The 14,299-nt window shown below is 55.3% G+C and carries 11 protein-coding genes; 4 read left to right on the top strand and 7 right to left on the bottom strand.

Annotation, left to right across the window (positions count from 1 at the left end):
- Positions 1 to 55 precede the first annotated feature (55 nt).
- The 3 genes from G512_RS22150 to G512_RS0111335 form a co-directional block, all read right to left on the bottom strand.
- On the bottom strand, positions 56 to 2,080 hold the full coding sequence (locus G512_RS22150) for a methyl-accepting chemotaxis protein (protein WP_051269243.1): 2,025 nt from the start codon (positions 2,078 to 2,080) through the stop codon (positions 56 to 58).
- Positions 2,081 to 2,310: 230 nt separating this feature from the next.
- Entirely contained in the window at positions 2,311 to 4,746 is a 2,436-nt protein-coding gene (locus G512_RS0111340; protein WP_036489592.1) for a methyl-accepting chemotaxis protein, read from the bottom strand.
- 214 nt (positions 4,747 to 4,960) lie between these two features.
- Entirely contained in the window at positions 4,961 to 5,722 is a 762-nt protein-coding gene (locus G512_RS0111335; RefSeq protein WP_028481822.1) for an SDR family NAD(P)-dependent oxidoreductase, read from the bottom strand.
- 115 nt (positions 5,723 to 5,837) lie between these two features.
- Between G512_RS0111335 and G512_RS22415 the strand changes: the two genes are divergently transcribed.
- The gene (locus G512_RS22415) at positions 5,838 to 6,047 is read left to right on the top strand and encodes a (2Fe-2S)-binding protein (RefSeq protein ID WP_073833082.1); all 210 of its coding nucleotides are present in this window, start codon (positions 5,838 to 5,840) and stop codon (positions 6,045 to 6,047) included.
- A 54-nt stretch (positions 6,048 to 6,101) separates the two neighbouring features.
- On the top strand, positions 6,102 to 6,587 hold the full coding sequence (bfr, locus tag G512_RS0111330; RefSeq protein WP_028481821.1) for a bacterioferritin: 486 nt from the start codon (positions 6,102 to 6,104) through the stop codon (positions 6,585 to 6,587).
- 48 nt (positions 6,588 to 6,635) lie between these two features.
- Here bfr and hrpB read toward each other — a convergent pair whose 3' ends face one another.
- From hrpB to G512_RS0111310, 4 genes are all read right to left on the bottom strand, one after another.
- Positions 6,636 to 9,095, bottom strand: a complete 2,460-nt coding sequence (hrpB, locus tag G512_RS0111325) for an ATP-dependent helicase HrpB (RefSeq protein WP_028481820.1) — start codon at positions 9,093 to 9,095, stop codon at positions 6,636 to 6,638.
- Positions 9,096 to 9,161: 66 nt separating this feature from the next.
- The gene (gene glk / locus G512_RS0111320; protein ID WP_028481819.1) at positions 9,162 to 10,172 is read right to left on the bottom strand and encodes a glucokinase; all 1,011 of its coding nucleotides are present in this window, start codon (positions 10,170 to 10,172) and stop codon (positions 9,162 to 9,164) included.
- 30 nt (positions 10,173 to 10,202) lie between these two features.
- On the bottom strand, positions 10,203 to 10,625 hold the full coding sequence (locus G512_RS0111315) for a methylglyoxal synthase (RefSeq protein WP_028481818.1): 423 nt from the start codon (positions 10,623 to 10,625) through the stop codon (positions 10,203 to 10,205).
- Positions 10,626 to 10,757: 132 nt separating this feature from the next.
- Positions 10,758 to 11,570: a DUF1194 domain-containing protein gene (locus G512_RS0111310; protein ID WP_028481817.1), complete on the bottom strand. Its 813-nt coding sequence runs from the start codon at positions 11,568 to 11,570 to the stop codon at positions 10,758 to 10,760.
- Between the two features lie 616 nt (positions 11,571 to 12,186).
- Between G512_RS0111310 and G512_RS0111300 the strand changes: the two genes are divergently transcribed.
- On the top strand, positions 12,187 to 13,170 hold the full coding sequence (locus G512_RS0111300) for a sugar-binding transcriptional regulator (protein WP_028481816.1): 984 nt from the start codon (positions 12,187 to 12,189) through the stop codon (positions 13,168 to 13,170).
- Between the two features lie 58 nt (positions 13,171 to 13,228).
- Positions 13,229 to 14,221, top strand: coding sequence for a BMP family lipoprotein (locus G512_RS0111295; protein WP_036489588.1), 993 nt, complete (start codon positions 13,229 to 13,231; stop codon positions 14,219 to 14,221).
- The last annotated feature ends 78 nt before the right edge of the window (positions 14,222 to 14,299 follow it).

Here is a 14,299-nt window from a genome sequence, read left to right as displayed (position 1 = left end):
TGCGAAAGGGCCGGCCGGTCGTGGCCGGCCCTTCAAATTGTGAGCTGACAGGTGTTCAGCTGATCCGAGCGACCGCCGTCAGGAAACCGTCAACTTCCTGACGCAGAGCTTCTGACTTTTGGGTCACTTCTGAAGCGGCGGTCAGCACATTGTTGGAAACGCTGGTGGTTTCCTGAACCGATTGCGCGACCCGGACCATGCTTTGATTGGCTGTCACGGACCCATCGGCCGCTTCTTGAACGTTGCGGCTGATTTGTGACGTGGCCGCTCCCTGTTCTTCAACAGCAGCGGAAATAGCCGCAGTGTAGGAGGTAACCTCTCCCATTATTTTGGTGATCTCCTCAATGGAAGAGACTGCCTCATGAGTTGAGCTCTGAATCGCCGAGATCTGGGTGCTTATTTCCTCGGTTGCCTTCGAAGTCTGATTGGCCAGTTCTTTCACTTCCGCAGCCACCACCGCAAAGCCCTTGCCAGCTTCACCAGCGCGGGCGGCCTCAATGGTCGCGTTCAGTGCAAGCAGGTTGGTTTGTTCGGCAATTGCCTGAATCAGGCTGACAACCTCTCCAATTTTGCCAATCGCTTGAGCCAACTCGCCGATGCGCTCGTTGGAATGACTGGCGCCATCAGAGGCTTTTTCAACGACGTGGGTCGTTGTGCTTACTTGAGCGGCAATTTCCTCAATGGACTTGGCGAGTTGTTCTGCTGCTGCGGAGGCTTCCTGCACGTTGTTGGTCGCAGTGTCGAAGGCATGGGACGCCTGATCCGTTTGTACAGATGTGTCGCTTGCGCGCTCCGCCATGGTGCTTGCGGTTGCGCGCATATCCTGCATGCTGTCGTTGACCGAGTTCAGCAGGGTGCGTGCCGTGTCTCGGAAACCTTCAATCAATCGTTCGATTTCGGCCTGCTTGCGTTGTTGAGCCTCTTGAACCTCCGTCTGCTCCTGAGTCAGGCGATCCCGTTCGCGAGCGTTTGTCTCAAACACAGTCAGGGCGTGATGAAGATGTTTGAGCTCACTGATGGAACTTTTGGTTGTTTTCAGTTCAATGTGCTTGCCGGAAGCCTGCGCTTCCACGGCCATGATGGCGTAGCGCAACGGCCGCACGACACCTGCTGAAAGCCAGAGTGCGATACCAATACCCAATACCAACGACGCAATCCCGGCGACAATGGCGGATTGTGAGGTTTGGTGGCTTCGGGTTTGGATTGTGTTGATCAGATTTGTCTGGCCGTCGTTGATGCGGTTTCGCAAGGTCAAAATGGCGTCGTAGGCCGTGTTCAAACCTTCCCGAAACCGCTCCTCTTCGCGAACGGCGCCGCTCATGGCTCCATAGAACTGATTGGCATTTTGCACCAATTGATCGCGATCACGAGACGCGAAGGTATGAGCCCGGCGTTCACTGCGTTTCAGGCCACCCATCATGCCACGTATATCCCGCAGCTTGTTGCCCATTTCACTGACCGTGGATTGAAAAGCTTCGCGTGCTTCCTCGGTTGGTGTCAGTGCGAAATTCAGGGCTGCGGCAAGGGTCCCGTTGGAGATCGCAGTCAGCTGCTGGCCCGCTTTTTCCTGTTCATCTCCCAGTGTAGCGAGCAGCCTGCGCAACTCTGAAGTTGTGCCAGCTACGGCTGCCGCATTTTCCGCCAGAAAACCTTGAGCCACATCACGGGCCCGGTAGGCGGCCAACAGGGTGCGTACTTTTTCTGGCAGCGCATCGGCGAAAGCTTGGATTTGATCAGCGGTTTCTGTGTCTCCGCGGGCGATCAGCCACTCTGAAAGCGCCGCAGTGCCGGCTCGGGTATCCTTGAGGACCGTGTTGATGAGGGCGTCATCTTCACTGGCATATTCAGTTGCCTGCAAATTGGCGACATCGCCACCAAGCTGGCCATAGGCTTCAGCCAGCGCATTTACGCGTTTTACCCCGTCTTCCTGCACCGCAATACTCTGAATGTCACCGGTTATTTCCTGGGACTGGTAATAGGCAAACGCGGAAATGATACCTGTTAAAACGATTAGTAGAATAAGCCCAAAGCTCACCTGAGCTTTCAGCGTATTGGATTTTTTTAGTGCGCCACGCAACATTGTAAATCCTACCCCGTTAATTTGAGTGGGATAGTGCGGCTGATTAATTAACGCAGGTTAAACTATACGTGAAACTTTTATGACATCTGCATCTGTCGCAAATATTAGGTTTGCCACCCAATGAATTAGATATTTTAAGCTATGTATTGGTACCGCTATATGAAGTAACCCGTAAAAGAAAAAGGGGCCGCTTTGGCCCCTTCAACCTATGTAGATCTCTAGTAAAACAGTTATCCTGCTTTTGCCACTGCAGAGAGAAACTCGTCCACCTCGTGACGGAGCTGTTCTGCTTTTTCAATAACCTCTGCGGAAGAGCTCAGAACTTGACTTGAGGCAGCGCTGGTTTGTTGAACGGACTCTGCAACGCGGCTCATATTCTGGTTCACGTTTGCGGAACCGGCTGCTGCTTCCTGTACGTTACGGCTGATTTCAGTCGTCGCCGCACCTTGTTGCTCTACAGCTGTGGCAATCGCGTTGGTGTATTGTGAGACCTCATCCATGGTCTGGGTAATCCCGGAGATCGTATCCACAGCCTCGCCAGTAGAGGACTGGATGGCACTGATCTGCCCGCTAATTTCCTCGGTCGCCTTGGAGGTCTGGTTCGCAAGCTCCTTGACCTCGGCAGCAACGACGGCAAAGCCTTTACCCGCCTCACCCGCTCTTGCTGCTTCAATGGTTGCGTTCAGAGCAAGAAGGTTGGTCTGTTCGGCAATTGCCTGAATAAGCGTGATCACTTCACCAATCTTGTTGGTTGCGGTTGCCAGCTCCGTAATTCGCGCATTGGACTGGTGGGCACCATCCGTTGCCTTTTGTACCACGTTTGTCGCCGCGCTGACCTGCCGGGCGATTTCCTCGATGGAACTCGACAGTTCCTCTGCAGCGGAAGAAACCATCTGCACGTTGGACGCAGCCTCATTGGAAGAGCTCTGGGCCATAGTGGTTTCTTCGGTGGTGGCGCGAGCCGTGTCAGCCATGGCATTAGCGGTGGAACCCATTTCCTGCATGCTGGTATTCACGGCATTCAAGAGCATCTGAGATTTCTCTCGGAAGTCGGCAATCAGGCTTTCAACCTGTTGCTGCTTCTTCAAGTTCTGCTGTTGAGCTTCTTCTTGCTCCCGGCGCAACGCAAGGCGCTCAAGGGCGTTGTCGCGGAATACCTGAACGGTACGGCTCATTTCGCCGATCTCGTCCTTGCGCTGGGTGCCCTTGACCTCAACGTCCAGATCTCCGTCGGCCAAACGCGCCATGATGCTGTTCAGACGCTTGGTCGGTACCGTGATGGCAATGGAAAGAGCAATGGCTAGAGCCGCACCAATCAACACACAGATGCCGACCGTGGTGGCAATAGTCATCATCGCCACATCACTCTGCGCTGCCACCTTCTTGGCTTCGTCAGATGCGATCGTTCCGATGCCGGACTGCACCTTGGCTGACTGCGCGATGAAGGCAGTCAGCTGTGCGTCCTTGTTTGCCGTGGCTTCGGCCATTGTGGCGAAGTTGGCGCGGGCAGAGGTGATGTAGTCCACCATTCTGGCGCCTTCTTCACCGATTTTGCCCATGTCGCTGGCGCGGGCAGCGAAGTTCTTGGCTTCCTCCATAAGTCCTGCCATTTGAGCATCGACGGCCTCCGCCTTGATGCCGCTACCGGGGCGCAGATAGCCCAGAACCTGATTGGTTGTGGCCAACGCATAGCGGGAGAGATTGTTGGCGGAGTTGGCGATCTTTTCCAATTGGTCGCGGCGCTGGGACGCTTCCTCCTGCAAGCCACGAGCATCATCAATGGAGCGATAGGTCAAGCCGGTGACAAAACGGGTGGTTTTGTTCAACTGGCTGATGCTGTCGCGAATGTCAGCACGCAAAGTGTAGATTTTCGTGAAATCATCCGTCTCCATCATCTCCTGCATCTGCTGGATCAGGGCGTTGTTGATCTCGGCCAGTTTGTCGACGATGGAGCTGTCGAGATGTTGCAAGGTAATTCCCTGCAACTTCTCGATTTCCTTGCCAGCCTTGGCAGCGTTGATGACCACGTTGGACATCAGTTCGTCGTTCGAGGAGTTGTAAGCCAGTTGGAAGTCGTTCTGAAGCGTCAGCGCGAGCTTTTGCAGCTCGGCGACAATGCGTCCGGCCTTGTCGGCTTCCAGGAGTTCTGCATTGGCGTCTTTGTCCATCTGGTCGGCAATACGCATTGTGCGTGTGACTTCGAGCTGGACCGTGTCGCCGGCAAAGACGAGATCGTCGGATGTGGCCAGGAGCTCATTCAGAGCACTTTGTTGAACGTTCACCGATTCCAGAACACTCTCGAACTGTTGGTTCAGAGCTTCGGCCTGCGCCAGCGTTTCTTCAAAGTCCGTTGTGATCCGACCGTTGGCCTGCATCGTTTGAATGGTTTGTTTAACATCGGCCGTCAGTTGGGCGATTTCCTCGCTTGCCTTGGCTCCTTTATCGGGATCGAGGTCCCGCAAGAACGCCTGACCGGCAGAGGAGGCGGCCTGAAGCTGTTGCGTCAGGTCGGTTGTCGACTGCGTGATCTTGGTCTGTTCGGAAAGCTGGAAAATGGAAAAGATGCCCATGGCGCCAATCGCCAGGGACAAGAGCAGAACCACCACAAAGCCGCCACCAATCTTGAAGGACAGCTTGAGGTTGTTCAGGAATCTAAGTGCGCCCATGAAGAAATCCCCCGAATAAACTCGCGAAATACTATGGGTAATTTTGTCAATCAAAGGTAAATGGGGTCTTTAAAAGTCGCCGCTAATCTATGAAAAATTAGGGAATTCAGGGCAGTTTCGGGGAATGAGGAGGGTTTGACCAAGCGGGCGACTGTTTAATAAAACTCAACATGACGGGCGAGTCCGAAAACCCGCCCGACGTAGGGGATACAGCCTACACGTGTTGTCCGCCGTTGATGTGAATCTCTGCACCGTTTACGTATGTGGAAGGATCGGAGCAGAGGAAATAAATGGTCTCTGCAACTTCCGAGGTTGTCCCCAGACGCCGCAATGGGATGTTCTCGATCAGCTTTTCGGTTCCCGGAGACAATATCGATGTATCTATTTCCCCTGGGGCAATCGCATTGACGCGAATGCCATGCGGTCCGAAGTCTGCAGCCATTTCCCGAGTCAACGCGGCCAAGGCTGCTTTCGATGTCGCGTAGGCCGTGCCTGCGAACGGATGAACCCGGCTGCCAGCAATGGACGTTACATTCACCACAGACCCGCGAGCGGCTTGCAGTTCCTCAAATAATCCGCGGGCAAGCATGATTGGTGCAAAAAAATTCACCTGAAATACGGAGCGCCAAGCATCCATCGGCGTGGTGATGGAATCGAGCCGATTTCCACTTTCGTCTTTAGGGCTTATACCGGCATTATTCACAAGTGCATGGAGCTGTGAGCCATTCGCGACCAGACGCTCTTTGATTTGTCCAACTGCGTGCTCTAGGCTTTCAGGGTTGCCAAGATCGACCTCGATGTGGTCTTCAGGCCCTGATGGCCATGGACATTTGACCGAGAACGGGTGGCGGGAACAGGTAATGACCCGGTACCCTTCCTGAGAGAATTTCTTCACCGTTGCGTGGCCGATGCCACGGCTGGCTCCCGTCAGCACAATTGTTTTTCTGTCATCGGAAGGCGTCGGTGTTTGGGTCATAAGAGGATGTCCGTGATTATCAGAAAAATAAACTGGAACTTTAGGGTCTAGTTTTTATATGCATCAGAATATACACATTTCTGGCGGTTAAAAGAAGAGTTTCGGGGGACTCCCCATGATCATATGCCACTGCAATGTAATCAGCGACGAACAGTTCCGGCAGGCGGCTGAAGAACTCTGCGCCGCGCCGAACAGAACGGTACCAACGCCCGGGGAAGTCTTTAGAAAATTAGGGCACAGACCGAACTGCGGCGGTTGCTTTCCACGTATAATCGACGTTGTATATGAACTTGATAATAAACCGGACACTGAGTCTGGACAGTAAATTAGAATTGTTCTAAATAACTGGGCAACGCGGCAATCTAAGGAGTAGCCAAAAATGAAGGGCGAACCGAAAGTCATTGAGTATCTCAACAAAGCACTGCGCCATGAGCTTACCGCTGTGAATCAGTACTGGCTGCATTATCGCCTGTTGGAAGACTGGGGCTTTATCAAGCTTGCCAAGAAGGAGCGGGAAGAATCCATCGAGGAGATGCAGCACGCAGACAAGCTGATCGAGCGCATCATTTTTCTGGAAGGTCACCCAAACCTGCAGAGCCTTGATACCCTGCGCATTGGTCAGTCCCTGAAAGAAGTTGTCGAATGCGATCTGGCGGGCGAGTACTCGGCACGCTCACTCTACAAGGAAGCACGTGAAGTATGCCGCGATGAGGGCGACTACGTGACCATGAATCTCTTCCAAGACCTGATGGCCGACGAAGAAGGTCATATCGACTTTCTCGAAACCCAGCTTGAGCTCATCGAGAAAATCGGGATCGAGAAATACGGCATGTTGCAGGCCGCTTCTGCTGACGAAGCAGAATAAGCAGCGTCATTACGTTTTTTGGAGGAAGCCGGCCCTGTGCCGGCTTTTTCATTTTACGGACCGTGTCTTGGCTCGCCGAGTTGCTTCCGCGGTCAGAGGGTCATCAGGCCAGTGGTGTTTGGGATACCGTCCTCGCATGTCCGCCTTTACATCCGCCCACGAGCCTTTCCAGAAGCCGGGCAAGTCACCCGTCACCTGAATGGGACGATGAGCGGGGGAAAGCAGTTCCAAAAGCAAGGGTACTTTACCATCACAGATACTGGGGTGGTGTGCGAGACCAAACAGCTCTTGCACGCGGATGGACAGTACCGGCTGTTCTGGGTGGCTGAAGTCAATGGGAACTCGGGAGCCTGTGGGCGCTTCAAAGTGTGACGGTGCCAAATCGTCCAATTTCGTCATCAGGTTCCACGGCAGCATCATTGCCAGTGCATCCCCGAGCACTTTTGCCGAAATCTGGTCCACGGTTGTAAGGCCGATGATGAAGGGGCGTAGCCAATTCAGATCGGTCTGCAGCGCTTTGTCCGAAAGGTCGGGCCAATCGGTTCCTTGGGTGCGGCGTAGGTACCCCACCCGGTCACGCAGACGGATTTGCTCTTTCGACCAGCCAAGGCGGGCGACAGTTCTTTGTTGCACAACGTCGAGCAGGGCATCCGCAATTATCTCCGGGTCTGCGTTGCTCAGCTTGCGTTCATCCAACACCAGCTTGCCAAACCGGCGCTGCCGCGTCGCTTTTACGCCACCATCAGGAGTAATGGTGGCGTGATCGCTCTCGCGAATGTGGGCACCGTGCCGGGCTTCCAGATCCTTGCGGGAGTAGGGAGCACCCAGAAGAATTCTGCTCCGTGCTGCTGTTCCCTGCATTTCCGCAATCACAAGGAACTGATGGGCGGCAAGGGCTTCCTCGTGAGGCATTTCGGCCCCGCGGCCATTGGCAAGCCGATAACGTCCGGGGGCTCCGCGTTGTTGTGCAATACGATCCGGATAGGCAAGAGAAAGCATGTCCCCTGCTTCCTCCACATCTAAGCGGTGGATGTCCGCCTTGCCCACCAAGGAGGCCCAGCGTTTTGCTTGCGCTTTTGCTGCCGCAGCTCGGGGGCTGTTGTCACGCTTCAAGTTGGCAAGCCGGTCACGCAGATCGGGGCTGCGGCCGCCTAGTCCAGGCTCCGACAAGACTGCTGCGATGTGAGCGGCAAGTGCCTGCTTGTTTTCTTTGGCAGCCTCTCGAAGCATGTGCCCCAACCGGGGGTGAAGCGGCAGCCGGGCAAGGGCTGCTCCTTCCTTGGTCAGTGTACCGTCGTCGTTCAGCGCATCCAGTGCCTCGAGCAGGTCGCGGGCCTCTCGCCACGCTGGCTCTGGAGGTGGTGTCATGAAGGCCAGCTGGTTGGGATCTGTTACGCCCCAGTTCGCAACATCAAGCACTAGGCCGGACAGGTCACTCTCTAGAATTTGGGGTTTTTCATCACGGGGCAGTGCCTTCGTCTGCGCCTCTTCCCAAAGGCGATAGCACACGCCCGGCTCTGTGCGTCCTGCACGGCCGCGGCGTTGATCTGCTGTAGAAAGGGAGCATCGTGTTGTTACCAGCCGGCTCAGGCCAAACTGCGGGTCATATTGCGATACCCGCGACAGGCCGCTGTCCACTACAATGCGCACCCCTTCAATTGTGAGGGAAGTCTGGGCAATTGATGTGGCGAGCACCACCTTGCGGGTACCAGCCGCCGCCGGACGGATGGCTGCATCTTGTTGTCTGGCATCCAGCGCACCATAGAGCGGGCAAATCGTGACGGTAGCTGGAAGGCGCTTTTCCAGAAGGCGGGCCGTTTTGAGTATCTCGCCCTGACCCGGCAAGAATGCCAGAACCGATCCCGTCTCCTCCGCTAGCGCACGCCGAATGGCTTGCGACATCTGCTCTTCAAGCGGTTTTGAGCCGTCACGGCCTAAATACTGCGTTTCTACGGGAAACTGCCGTCCCTTGCTCTGGATTGTTGGTGCATCACCGAGCAAGGTGGATACGCCAGCATGGTCCAGTGTTGCGGACATGGGAACAAGGCGCAAATCCTCGCGAAGGGCGTGTTGGCAATCCAGCGCCAACGCCAGTCCCAAATCCGCCTCCAGCGACCGCTCATGGTACTCATCAAAAAGAACAGCGGCCACGCCGGATAGTTCCGGATCCTCCAATATCTGACGAGTGAATACCCCTTCGGTGACCACCTCAATGCGCGTCCGATCCGATATGGCGCTGTCCATGCGTACACGGTAGCCGACTGTCTCACCGGTTTTCTCGCCCAGTGTTTGGGCCATGCGCCGCGCTGCCGCGCGTGCAGCCAGTCGCCGGGGTTCCAATACTATGATCTTGCCGTCTCCGCGCCAGGGCGCGTCCAGCAACGCAAGCGGTATGCGCGTCGTTTTGCCTGCTCCGGGTTCGGCAACAACAACCGCATTCGGGCTTGCTGACAAGTGTTGCAGCAAAGCCGGGATAATATCGTCAATTGGAAGCTTGGGTGCAGTCATGGTTGCTGTTTAACGGGCACCGGACTCCAGATGCAAACACCTTTTGCATTCCCTTGAATCGAGGGTCTAGTTCTGCCAATAACGCCCATGCAAATCCACCAGATAGCTGTCTGGGGCTTTCGCGAAGGCGGTCAGACCGGCAAACGCTGGATTTTCGTGCGTGACAATGTATGTGGGGATCTGGGTCATCAGCTTGCCATGAGGGGCTTTGCTTTCAAAGCCTTCCCGAAAGCCGCCGTCTTTCAGCCATGAAGCAATGCGTGGCGGTATGCCCCCGGCCAGATATACACCGCCGCGTGCAAGGGTCACCAGTGCGAAATCGCCCGCCACTCTACCTAGTGCGCGGCAGAAAATTCTCAGGGTTTGGGCGCAGATGGCATCTCCTTGTTCAGCGCCCTCAGTAATTTGTGAGGCTTTGTCAAAGGTGCGCAAGTCACCTCGCGCGCGCGCCACGGCAGCGCCGAGAATTGGCAAGCCGGTGCCGGAAAGGATCTGTTCTGCGCCAATACGTCCGTGATTGCGTTCAATGAAAGGCCAAACCTGATAATCCTCTTCCGTGAGTGGTCCAATCTCCACATGTCCGCCTTCACCCGGGAGCGGTATCCATCGCCCGTTCGCCCGCGCCAAGGTCGCCGCCCCGAGGCCGGTGCCCGGCCCGAGAACAAACTTCCCTCCGTCTATTGGTGGAATGTCAGGCCCGATCACATCCAGACTTTCAGTATCCAGAACGGGCAGGGCGAAGGCCTGAGCTTCGAAGTCATTGACCAGCGCAATGCTGGAGAGCTCAAGCGCTGAGACGATGTCCCGCGGCTTAACCACCCATTTGGCATTGGTGAGCGGTATTTCCTCACCCACCACGGGGCCCGCAATGGCAACGACTGCAGAGCGCGGAGCACTGGCGGTGTCACCGGCGCCAAGGCAAGCCTTTGCAGCTGCTTCCAGCGTTTCATAGTCTGCTGTGGGGACCTGTCCCAAAGGTGATAATTCAGCATCGGCATGAGCCACCAATGCAAAGCGTGCGTTGGTGCCGCCTATGTCGGCAATCAGAACGGGAAATTCGAAATGCGGTGAGGTCATGGATCTACGATCTACGGTCTGACGGTTTTATCACTCAGGCGTCTCGGGGGTCGATGACGAAGTAGACAGCCCCTGAAGGCGTGTCGACCGAAGCAGAATTCCAGCCGTTGAACGGTTCAGGGCCATCGGCAGGTCATAAACGAGAGCAAGGCGCATCAGAGCCTTTACATCCACGTCGTGGGGCATTGGAGACAGGGGGTCGACAAAAAAGATCAGGCCGCTGAGTTGCTGTTCTGCGATCATGGCACCAATTTGCTGGTCGCCGCCTAGAGGACCGCTTTTGCGCCGGTGGACGTTCAGGTCTGGACAGGCTTCCAGAATGCGGGCTCCGGTCGTGCCGGTAGTATAGAGCTCGTAGTTGGCCAGTTTTTCTCTGTGAGCCAGAGCGAAGTCGACCATTTCATCTTTTTTTGCGTCGTGTGCAATCAGTGCCAGGCTTTTGCGCGCGCTCATGCGTTCCCCCAATGAGGCGTTTTGGTGTGAGGTCAGTGCGCCCAAGAGCAGACTGACCTGTCGCGACAGGCCCGGCGGCCTGTGGCTGCCGGGCCAACACCCCGTAGTTTATAGGGAGCTTTGTCTTATACGCTAGTCGAATAATGAACAGCGCACGGGTTCGCGGGTGTTTGCCCGCACAATTCTTGCGCGTTCCTGCGTCAAACCTGCAATTTCCAGAACCAGCTTCATCCGTACTGCATCACCGAAGGTTTTCTTGGAACGTACGGGAATCGAAAATGCACCAGGCCCGCCGATGACACAGTCCTCGTAGTAGTGATCCAAATGCAGCATGGATTGCCATGAAATGCTTTCTGCCTTGAGCATGAGTGGCAGCCCGTTGATGGTCACGCCCGCAGACAACGCTGCATCTCTTGCTCGTGTCACCGCGCCGCCTTGGTTGTTGGGGCCGTCGCCGGAAATATCAATGACCTGGCGGGTTCCATGATAGGGATTGTTCAACACCATGGCGACGGCTTGTCCCAGCGCGGAGGAAATGGACGTGCGCTGGACACGGCGCAAGGGCGCTTCGGCAATCTTGGCTGCAAACGTGTGAGCGGATGCCTGATCCGAAATGATGGCCCAGTCTGCTACGATGAAATGCTCTCCTTCACCACCCCATTCCAGATAGGTTATCGCGATGCGGCCTTTGGGGCCATATTGGATGGCGTCAATCACCTCATCAGAAGTCAGGGCAGCTACATAACCCTCCCGTTGTACCTCCTGCTCGTCGGTGTCCATGGATTGCGAGATGTCGACCGCCAGTACCAGCTCCAGATCCACGTTGGCTTTTTGATGGGGGAATGCGGGGGATGCCTGCGCGTGGGCTGCGGTGCTTGTGCCCCAGCCCAACAGGGCAGCAAGGGCGAGCGGTGAGAGCTGGCGAAAGAAGCGCGTAAATCGCATAGGGCGAGCCTCCTTGGTCAAGTTCTGCGCAAAACGCAGTCTTGTTTCTTCTTATTTCGCTGACCCGTCGTTTTCATGCGTGAACGCAGGATTTTTCGAAGTACGGGTCATGGTGATACGCATTTATGTTCTGTATCACTCATTGAAATAGTAGAGCATTAAAGTGGATATCGGCAATTTATTTGCAAAATTAACGCAGAGGTAGATAATGAAAATCGACGCACGCGCTACCGGTATTGTTTTGGTATCTGCGGCTTGGGTGAAGTGACGCCCCGTTGTTCTTGTGAAGAGGCGTCGCTGAAGGAAGGGTGCGAGCGCGGGAAGGTACATTGTTTTTGCGATTTGCAAGCCTTTGCAACAGGAATGCCGAGGATGAAGTTTTCGTCTCATTTATGGAATGGTGTTGACGAATACGCAGCGCGTAAGAACGGATTTGTTTTCATCTTCAATTGCTTCCTCTGATATTACAGGCTGGTTGTCACAAACTTGTAAAAAATAATTCTTCAAACACTGCAAAATTTCTTGACCGCAAACGCGGGCTGAGGCATGAAAGATGAAATATTTCACGCGCTCTGAATTTTTATTCGCGAGTGGCTGAGAATACCGAGGTATGCGCATGGCGGCGGAAGATTGGACAACATCCCTGGCGATCCGGGCGGCGTGGTTGTCATTCATTGGTCGCCGCACGCAAGGCGAGATTGCGGAAATTTTAGGTGTTTCGGCCGCCAAGGTTCATCGCCTGATCGCTCAAGCGCAGCGTGATGGTCTCATTAAGTTTTTTGTAGAGGCGCGTCCGGCTGATTGCATCGAGCTGGAAAACACGCTCGTTGATCTGTTGGGTCTGCAACACTGTTTTATTGCTCCCGATCTCAGCTACAAAGGTCAGCGGGATCCGTTTGGCGCGGTGGCCTCATTCGCGGGTCAATTCATTCACGGTCTGTTGGCAAACGGAAGCGCGGCTTGCATCGGCGTTGGTATGGGTCGCACATTGTCAGCCACCGTGGCGGCCATGCCCAAAATGCAGCGCCCGGATCTTGCTATAGTCTCCATTGCCGGCTCATTGACGCGGCGTCTTTCTGCAAACCCTTATGATGTTGTTCAGCCCTTGCAGGCCGCGACAGGTGGTGAAGGGTTTTATCTGCCGGTGCCCTATCTTGCAGAAACAATCGAGGAAAAGGAAACCTTCCATGGCCAGCGCTCGGTGCAGGACCTTATCGCGCGCGCTGAAGGAGCCGATCTGTTTGTTGTCGGAATTGGGTCGGTCAGTGCGGATGGCCACCTTCTGCAGCGCAAGCTGGTAACGCGCGAGGAGGCGGATGAGCTGGCGTCAAGCCGAGCCTGTGTGGATCTTATGGGACGTTTTTACGACCGCGAGGGCGATATGGTGAGTGTCAGCCTGAATGAGAAAGCGGTCGGCTTGCATCCCGAAAAAACGAGAGGCTCTCGGGTTATCGCGGTGGTCGGTGGACCCGGGAAAGCGGAGGCGACACTTGGTGCTGTTCGTACCGGTGTCATATCGGATCTGATTATTGATGAGGCGCTGGCGCGGGAATTGTTGAGTCTCGCCCAGACCAAAGAGCTGGCCGAAGTGGCGAAATAAGTCACCGATCGCTGGTTAAAACCTGAAATGTCCGTGAGCGGAGGACTGTTCTGTGAAGATGAAAACAACGATCTGTGCAACCTTTATGGCGGCTTTGATGTCAACGGCAGCGTTTGCTGATGATATCAAGCCCGGTGTTGTCTACGACTTTGGTGGCCGCAATGACCGGTCCTTTAACGAAGCAGCGTTCAATGGCGCTGAAATGTTCAAGGAACGCACTGGCATCAACTACCGCGACTTCGAAATCCAGAACCCTTCCCAGCGTGAGCAGGCGCTGCGCAACTTTGCGCGTCGTGGGTTGGATCCAATCATTACCATTGGCTTTGCGCAGGCGGCTGCCCTTGAAAAGGTTGCCAAAGAGTTCCCGGAGACCCGGTTCGCGATTGTGGACTCAGTGGTCGATCTGCCCAACGTACGCTCCATTGTCTTCCGTGAGGAGCAGGGCTCGTATCTCGTTGGTATGTTGGCAGCGATGGCAACCGAAACGGACACCATCAGCTTTGTGGGCGGTATGGATATTCCGCTGATCCGGAAGTTTGCTTGCGGGTACAAGCAGGGTGCGCACGCCGTGAATCCCGATATCGAGATCATCGAAAACATGACCGGAACCACCGGTGCGGCTTGGACCGATCCTGTGAAGGGTGGTGAGCTGGCCCGTTCCCAGTTTGCGCGTGATTCCGACGTAGTGTTCCATGCTGCTGGTGCAACGGGCATGGGCGTTCTGCAAGCTGCCGCCGACGAAGGTAAGCTCGGCATCGGTGTGGATTCCAACCAGAACCATCTGCACCCGGGTCAGGTGCTCACCTCCATGGTGAAGGCGGTGGACGTTGCCGTTGATACGGCATTGGAAGATGCCCGCACTGACCAGTGGAGCAACGGCGTTCAAGTCATGGGCCTGGCCGAGGATGGCGTCTCTTGGGCGCTTGATGAGCACAATCAGGACCTGATTTCCGAAGACATGAAGACAGCTGTCGATGCGGCCAAGCAGGACATCATCTCCGGCAAGATCGAAGTCCACGACTACATGGTCGACAACACCTGCCCGTTTTAAGGAATTTGGCCCGCGGACACTGTTCGCGGGCCTTTTCTAGTTATTTGACCCGCCAGCACTGACATATCCAAGGGATGG

Source organism: Pseudovibrio exalbescens DSM 16456 (assembly GCF_000422785.1).
GTDB classification, from domain to species: domain Bacteria; phylum Pseudomonadota; class Alphaproteobacteria; order Rhizobiales; family Stappiaceae; genus Pseudovibrio; species Pseudovibrio exalbescens.
Note: the sequence above shows the minus strand (reverse complement) of the source record. Positions and strands in the feature narration are given on the sequence as shown.